The following is a 7,105-nucleotide window of genomic DNA, read 5'->3' on the forward strand; positions in this document are numbered from 1 at the left end:
CGGTAAAAAATAGCCCCCACGCCGCGCCTTCGGCTTGCTGCCCCCCAGGGGGGCGCTTTTTACCTTGGGACGGCCCAGCGGTAAAAAAGGAAATCACATGATTGCTCGCATCGCTCCCCTTTTTGCCCGCGCCGCCGACAGCGACCTGTGGCACAGCTTCAAGCGTTCGCCTGGCGCCATCATTGCCGCCGCCGTGACGCTGGCCATCCTGCTGGGCGCGCTGTTCGCGCCGATCATCGCGCCGCACAACCCTTTCGACCTGGCGTCGCTCAGCATCATGGACGCCAACACGCCGCCGGCCTGGGAAGAGGGTGGCAGCCCCGACTTCCTGCTGGGCACCGACGACCAGGGCCGCGACATCCTGTCGGCCGTGCTGTATGGCTCCCGCGTATCGCTGCTGGTGGGGTTTGCCTCGGTGCTGTTCTCGATGGTGCTGGGCGTGACGCTCGGCCTCATCAGCGGCTACGCCGGCGGCCGCATCGACAGCTTCATCATGCGCATCGCCGACGTCCAGCTGTCGTTTCCCGCCATCCTCGTCGCGCTGCTGATCGACGGCGTGGCGCGCGGCATCCTGCCGCGCGACATGCATGACCAGCTGGCGCTGTACGTGCTGATCTTCGCCATCGGCATTTCAGGCTGGGTGCAGTACGCGCGCACCGTGCGCGGCTCCACGCTGGTGGAACGCAACAAGGAATACGTGCAGGCCGCACGCCTCATCGGCATCGGCCCCATCACCATCCTGCGCCGCCACATCCTGCCCAACGTCATGGGCCCGGTGCTGGTCATCGCCACCATCCACCTGGCGATCGCCATCATCACCGAGGCCACGCTGTCGTTCCTGGGCGTCGGCGTGCCGGTCACGTCGCCGTCGCTGGGCACGCTGATCCGCATCGGCAACAGCTACTTGTTCTCGGGCATGTGGTGGATATCGATCTTCCCCGGCATCGCGCTGGTGGCGCTGGTGCTATCGGTCAACCTGCTGGGCGACTGGCTGCGCGACGCGCTCAACCCCAAGCTGCGCTGAGGACGTCATGGCCCTGTTGAACATCGAAGACATCCGCATCGAATTCCCTAGCCGCCGCGGCACGCTGGTGGCGGTGGACGGCGTATCGCTGTCCCTGGAAAAAGGCGAGATCCTGGGCGTGGTCGGCGAATCCGGCGCAGGCAAGTCCACCATCGGCAACGCGGTGATCGGCTTGCTGGAAGCGCCCGGACGGCTGGCCGGCGGCTCGGTGCTGCTGAACGGCGAACGCATCGACACGCTGACGCCGGCACAGAAGCGCAAAGTGCGCGGGCGCCGCATCGGCATGATCTTCCAGGATCCGCTGACCTCGCTGGACCCCTTGCAGACGGTGGAAAGCCAGCTGGTCGAAACCATGCAGGTGCACCTGAACCTGTCGCACGCCGAAGCCAAGAAGCGCGCCGTGCAGTTGCTGGTGCAGGTCGGCATCGACCAGCCCGAACTGCGCGTGCAGCAATACCCGCACCAGTTCTCGGGCGGCATGCGGCAACGCGTGGTGATCGCGCTGGCGCTGTGCTGCGAACCCGAGGTGATCATCGCAGACGAGCCCACCACCGCGCTGGACGTCTCCATCCAGGCGCAGATCCTGGAGCTCTTGAAAAAACTGTGCCGCGAAGAGCAGGTCGGCATGATCATCATCACGCACGACATGGGCGTGATCGCGGACGTGACCGACCGCGTGGCGGTGCTGTATCACGGCAAGCTCGTGGAACAAGGCCCCACCGCCAAGATCCTGGGCGACCCCGACCACCCCTACACCCGCAGCCTGATCTCGGCCGTGCCGCGCCCGGACATCAAGCTCAAGCGCTTTCCGCTGGTCACCTACATCGAAGACGTGAAGACGCCGTCGCAGCCCCTGGATCTTGCCACGCACTGGCTGGGCCAACGGCGTGACTTCGGCGCGCATACCGACGGTCCGCTGGTGCAGGTGCGCGACCTATCCATGCGCTTCGTGTTGAAGAGCGCGCTGTTCAAACGCAACCAGCGCACGCTGGACGCAGTCAAGCGCGTGAACTTCTCGATCGGCGAAGGCGAGGTCTTCGGGCTGGTGGGCGAATCGGGTTCCGGCAAATCCACCGTGGCGCGGCTGATCTCGGGGCTGTACACGCCCTCGGAAGGTTCCGTCACGTTCGGCGGCACAGACCTGACCGCGCTCAAGGGCGAAAAGCACCTCAACCCGTTCCGGCGCCAGATCCAGATGATCTTCCAGGATCCGTTCTCGTCGCTGAACCCCCGCATGCGCGTGCTGGACATCGTGGCCGAGCCCATCCGCTTTCACAAGCTGGCGGCAAGCGAAGCCGAGGCCCGCCGCATCGTGGCCGACCTGCTGGACGTGGTGGGCCTGGGCGACCGCGCGGCCGAGCGCTTCCCGCACGAATTCTCGGGCGGCCAGCGCCAGCGCATCTGCATCGCCCGCGCGCTGGCCACGCGCCCGCGCTTCCTGATCTGCGACGAGCCCACCTCCGCATTGGACGTGTCCATCCAGGCGCAGATCCTGAACCTGCTGAAAGACCTGCAGGAAGAGCTGGGCCTGACCATGCTGTTCATCAGCCATGACCTGCCGGTGATCCGCCAGATGTGCGACCGCGTCGGCGTGATGCGTTACGGCGAATTGCTGGAAGTGGCCGAAACGGAAAGCCTGTTCGACCATCCGCAACACCCTTATAGCCAACACCTGCTTGGATTGATGCCCCGCCTGCAATCCATGTCCCGCGAGGGGCTGGACGTGGTGGAAGGCTGACGCCTGAGCGCAACCGGAGCGAGACATGACGGCGACACGACAGACCCTCTTCATCGGCGGACAGGTATTCGATGGTGAGGGCAAGATGCTGCAGGGCCACGGCGTGCTGGTCGACGGCCAGCGGGTGACGCGCGTGGCGCCGGCGGCCGAATTCGAAGGCTACGCCGGCATGCAGGTCAACACCACCGGCATGACGCTGATGCCCAGCCTGGCGGACTGCCATGTCCACCTGGTCTATACCGGCGGCGCCGATCCCAATGCGCAGCTAAGCAAGCAAGGTCCGGCCCAGATCACGCTGACCGCGCTGGAGAATGCGCAGGCCAGTCTGCGCGGCGGCGTCACGGCGCTGCGCGACTGCGGCGGCAAGGACTATCTGGAATTCGGCGTGCGCGACGCCATCGCGCGCGGCGTGTTCCCCGGCCCCACCATCAAGGCGTCCGGCCGCATCATCTGCATGACGGGCGGCCACGGCAACCGCATCGGCCGCATCGCCGACGGCTGTGAAGACGTGATCAAGGCGGTGCGCGAACAGGTGCACGCCGGCTGCGACCTGGTGAAGATCATGGCGACCGGCGGCGTCATGACGCCCGGCGTCAGCCCGATGGACGCGCACTACAGCTTCGACGAAATGAAGGCGGGCGTGCACGAGGCCAAGCGCTTTCGCAAAAGCACGGCCAGCCACGCGCAAGGCACCCAGGGCATCTTGAACGCGGTGCGCGCCGGCATCGATTCCATCGAGCACGGCATCTTCATGGACGACGACTGCCTGCGCGAAATGCTGGAGGCCCAGACCTATCTGGTGCCCACCATCGCCGCGGTGCGCAACATCATCGCCAACGCCGACAACGGCATCCCGGCCTATGCCGTGGAAAAGGCGCGCGCGGTGGAACAACGCCACCGCGAATCGTTTCAGATGTACTACAAGGCGGGCGGCCGGATCGCGATGGGCACGGACGCCGGCACGCCGTTCAACCTGCATGGCGAAAACGCCATGGAGCTGGCCTACATGGTGGAATTCGGCATGACGCCGGTGGACGCGCTGATCGCCGGCACCTCGCGCGGCCACGACCTGATGGGCCTGGACCAGCACGGCATCCTGGCCGACGGCAAGGTGGCCGACCTGCTGCTGGTACAGGGCGATCCCACGGAAGACATCCTGAAAGCGGCCGACAAGCGCTTCCATGTGGCGGTGCTGCGCAACGGCGAAGTGGCCGCGGGCGCCTTGCCTTTCTGACTGCCCGGCGATAAAAAGAAAAGCCGCCGCGCCGTGAAGCGCGGCGGCTTTTTCCTTGATGCTGCGTGCGGGGAGTGCGCCTTAGCGCGCGCCGCCCATTGCGCCGCTCATCACCATCATCAGGAACTGCTCGACCGGCATCTTCTTGCCGTTGAAGTCGACCTGGCCGTCGGCATAGTTCAGGTACGAGACGATGTTGTTGTTCTCGACCTTTGCCATACCCATCGCTGCCGCCATGGTGCCGACCATTTCAGCCTGACCCTTGGCGGTCTGCGCAGCCTGCTCGGCCGGCACGCCGCGCATTTGCGGTTCGATCGCCATCAGGTCGGTCAGGTTGCCCTTGGACAGTACCAGCTTGGCGTCCAGCTTGCGCACCGCCTGCGTCAGCGTATCCGCGAACTCGCCGTCCATGGAGGCCGGCTTGGCCAGATCCAGGTTCAGGTTGAACGTGGACGTGCCATTGGCCGTACGCACTTCCAGCGGCGACACGGCGAGCGTCGGATTGCCGGCCAGCAACAGCTCGACGTTGGTCTTCAGGATTTGCTGCTCTTCGGGCGTGAACTGCGGCGTCTGCTCTTCACCCTTGCTTTGCATCATGCGACGCGAAGCGGCTTCGTAGACGTCGTTCAGCGCCTTGAACGCCTTGGAGTCCAGCTTCTGCACGTCGATGGCCAGCTTCAAGCCGGCCATGTCCTTGGCCTGCACGTTGATCATGCCGAAATCCAGGGCCATCTTGGCGCCCAGCAGCGAATTGGCTTCCGCCACATCGACGGCGATCGTGGTGTCCTTGAACTGGACGGGCGGCTTTTCCTTGGAGGTGATCGTCCAGTCCTTGAACGTCAGCTTCTGGTTGCCCACGTACATGTCGTTGGAGGCCGGCGTCAGGTCGCTGGTCAGCGTGATGCCTTGCAGGGCCATGCTGACGATGTCGCTGTTCTCCGACTGGCCGGACAGCACCAGCTTGTCCGTCTTCAGGTCGACGACGCCGTGCTTCGTGCCCGTGGCGTATTCGACGTTGCCGGTCATGCCCGAGAAGCTCAGGTTCGTGTCGCCCTTGGCCACTTCCACCGGCGCCAGGTTGAACTTGCCCGTGATGTTCTTCGCGTAGCTGACGCTGTAATGGCCGGTCAGGGGCGTGACGCCCTTGGCGGCGGCAAACCATTCCTTGACCGCCGGGGTCTCTTCCAGAGCGAAGTCGCTGGCCACCATGGCCGGCATGAACGAGCCAGTCTTCAGGTTGGACAGGGGCAGGGGACCGTGGCTCAGTTGCTCGACGAACAGCACGTCGCGCTCTTCGGCCGGCTTGCCTTCGGTGGCCGGCGCGGTGAACTTCACGCGATAGCGCGCGGTGGACGAAAACACGCCGCGCTCGAACGACACCAACTCGACCTTGGACGCGATGCCCCACTTGTCGCTAAACGTCTTCAGGCTGTCGTTGGCGTTCGCGATCGACTGATTGACGAAGTCCTCGGCCTTCTGGCCCGTGTACCAGGCCGTGCCGGTCCACACTGCACCCAGTACGACAACGACACCCACTAACGCCGATTTCTTCATAGCGATCCTTTATTCTTCAAATGGATATAAGCGCACGGATTATAGGGAGTGCCGCCTAGGGAAAACACTTATTTCGTGCATAGGCGATGCAATATGTTACGTGGTGATACCGCCCTACGAAAAATCCACCGGTGCTGCAATGCCACATCAGCTACAATCGCACCGTGTGCTTTGCCAATCTGCACACGTCCGCTAGGCCCTTCGCTGCCAAGCTTCGCCCATCAGGGCGCTTCCCTTTTCTCCTTATTCGTCCGCCTGGATTGGAGTCTCTCAACTTGAGCGACGGGCTGCCGCTGGAGTTGTTTTGACTACCTCTTCCCCTTTTGCCGACCTCGGGCTGGCTGATTCCCTGTTGCGCGCTATTGCCGATACCGGCTACACCGCACCCACCCCCATTCAAGCCCAAGCCATTCCGCAAGTGCTCAAAGGCGGCGATCTGCTGGCCGCCGCACAGACCGGAACCGGCAAGACCGCCGGCTTCACGCTGCCGATCCTGCACCTGCTGATGCAGCAGAAGCCGGAACTGCGCAAGCCCGGCCGCCCCCGTTGCCTGATCCTGACCCCGACGCGTGAGTTGACCGCGCAGGTCGCGGAATCGGTCCAGACCTACGGCAAGTACACCTCGCTGACGTCCATGGTGATGTTCGGCGGCGTCAACATCAACCCCCAGATCTCCGCGCTGCGCAAGCCGCTGGACATCCTGGTGGCCACGCCCGGCCGCCTGCTGGACCATTGCGGCCAGAAGACGGTGGACCTGTCCGGCGTTGAAATCCTGGTGCTGGACGAAGCCGACCGCATGCTGGACATGGGCTTCATCCGCGACATCCGCAAGATCCTTGCGCTGCTGCCCAAGCAACGCCAGAACCTGTTGTTCTCGGCCACGTTCTCCGACGAGATCCGCACGCTCGCACGCGGCGTCCTGAACAACCCGGGCGAAGTCTCGGTGACCCCGCGCAACACCGCCACCGAACTGGTCACCCAGACGGTGCACATGGTGGAACAGCACCACAAGCGCGACCTGATCAGCCACATCATCCGCGAAAGCGGCTGGCATCAGGTGCTGGTGTTCACGCGCACCAAGCACGGCGCCAACCGCCTGGCTGAAAAACTGGTCAAGGACGGCCTGACCGCCGCCGCGATCCACGGCAACAAGAGCCAATCGGCCCGCACCCGCGCGCTGGCCGGCTTCAAGGACAGCACCGTGACGGTCCTGGTCGCTACCGACATCGCCGCCCGCGGCCTGGACATCGACCAACTGCCCCAGGTCGTGAACTTCGAACTGCCCAACGTGCCGGAAGACTACGTGCACCGCATCGGCCGCACGGGCCGCGCCGGCGCCACCGGCGCCGCGGTCTCGCTGGTCGACAACAGCGAAATCAAGCTGTTGAAGGACATCGAGCGCCTGATCAAAAAGACGATCGAGCGCAAGCCGGTCGAAGGCTGGACCCCGTCCCCGACCAGCGCTGCCGCTTTCGAGCGCCAGGAACGCGACGAAGACGCCCGTAGCCCGCGCGGTGGCAACCGCAACGGCGGTGGCGGCCGTGGCGGCAACGCC

The 7,105-nt window shown here is 64.7% G+C and carries 5 protein-coding genes; 4 read left to right on the forward strand and 1 reads right to left on the reverse strand.

Annotated features, from left to right (window positions below; all coding sequences use genetic code 11):
• The first annotated feature begins 97 nt into the window (after positions 1 to 97).
• The 3 genes from AC27VE_RS28210 to AC27VE_RS28220 are packed head-to-tail and all read left to right on the forward strand — an operon-like array spanning position 98 to position 3,996.
• Positions 98 to 1,024, forward strand: coding sequence for an ABC transporter permease (locus tag AC27VE_RS28210; protein WP_006224502.1), 927 nt, complete (start codon positions 98 to 100; stop codon positions 1,022 to 1,024).
• A 7-nt stretch (positions 1,025 to 1,031) separates the two neighbouring features.
• On the forward strand, positions 1,032 to 2,762 hold the full coding sequence (locus AC27VE_RS28215; RefSeq protein WP_006224501.1) for an ABC transporter ATP-binding protein: 1,731 nt from the start codon (positions 1,032 to 1,034) through the stop codon (positions 2,760 to 2,762).
• A 25-nt stretch (positions 2,763 to 2,787) separates the two neighbouring features.
• On the forward strand, positions 2,788 to 3,996 hold the full coding sequence (locus AC27VE_RS28220; RefSeq protein WP_488705591.1) for a metal-dependent hydrolase family protein: 1,209 nt from the start codon (positions 2,788 to 2,790) through the stop codon (positions 3,994 to 3,996).
• A gap of 81 nt (positions 3,997 to 4,077) precedes the next feature.
• Here the strand turns inward: AC27VE_RS28220 and AC27VE_RS28225 are convergent, their stop codons facing one another.
• Positions 4,078 to 5,550: a YdgA family protein gene (locus tag AC27VE_RS28225; protein WP_006224499.1), complete on the reverse strand. Its 1,473-nt coding sequence runs from the start codon at positions 5,548 to 5,550 to the stop codon at positions 4,078 to 4,080.
• Positions 5,551 to 5,854: 304 nt separating this feature from the next.
• On the opposite strand from AC27VE_RS28225, the gene AC27VE_RS28230 reads away from it, so the two are divergent.
• Positions 5,855 to 7,105: DEAD/DEAH box helicase (locus AC27VE_RS28230; protein ID WP_488705592.1), on the forward strand; the 1,251-nt coding region annotated here is incomplete at its 3' end.

It is taken from the genome of Achromobacter sp. 18P8.1.1 (assembly GCF_057799415.1).

Excerpts from the sequence above, each read along its gene's own strand:
- AC27VE_RS28210 (WP_006224502.1), top strand. The coding sequence starts at position 98 with ATGATTGCTCGCATCGCTCCCCTTTTTGCCCGCGCCGCCGACAGCGAC.
- AC27VE_RS28215 (WP_006224501.1), top strand. The coding sequence starts at position 1,032 with ATGGCCCTGTTGAACATCGAAGACATCCGCATCGAATTCCCTAGCCGC.
- AC27VE_RS28220 (WP_488705591.1), top strand. The coding sequence starts at position 2,788 with ATGACGGCGACACGACAGACCCTCTTCATCGGCGGACAGGTATTCGAT.
- AC27VE_RS28225 (WP_006224499.1), bottom strand. The coding sequence starts at position 5,550 with ATGAAGAAATCGGCGTTAGTGGGTGTCGTTGTCGTACTGGGTGCAGTG.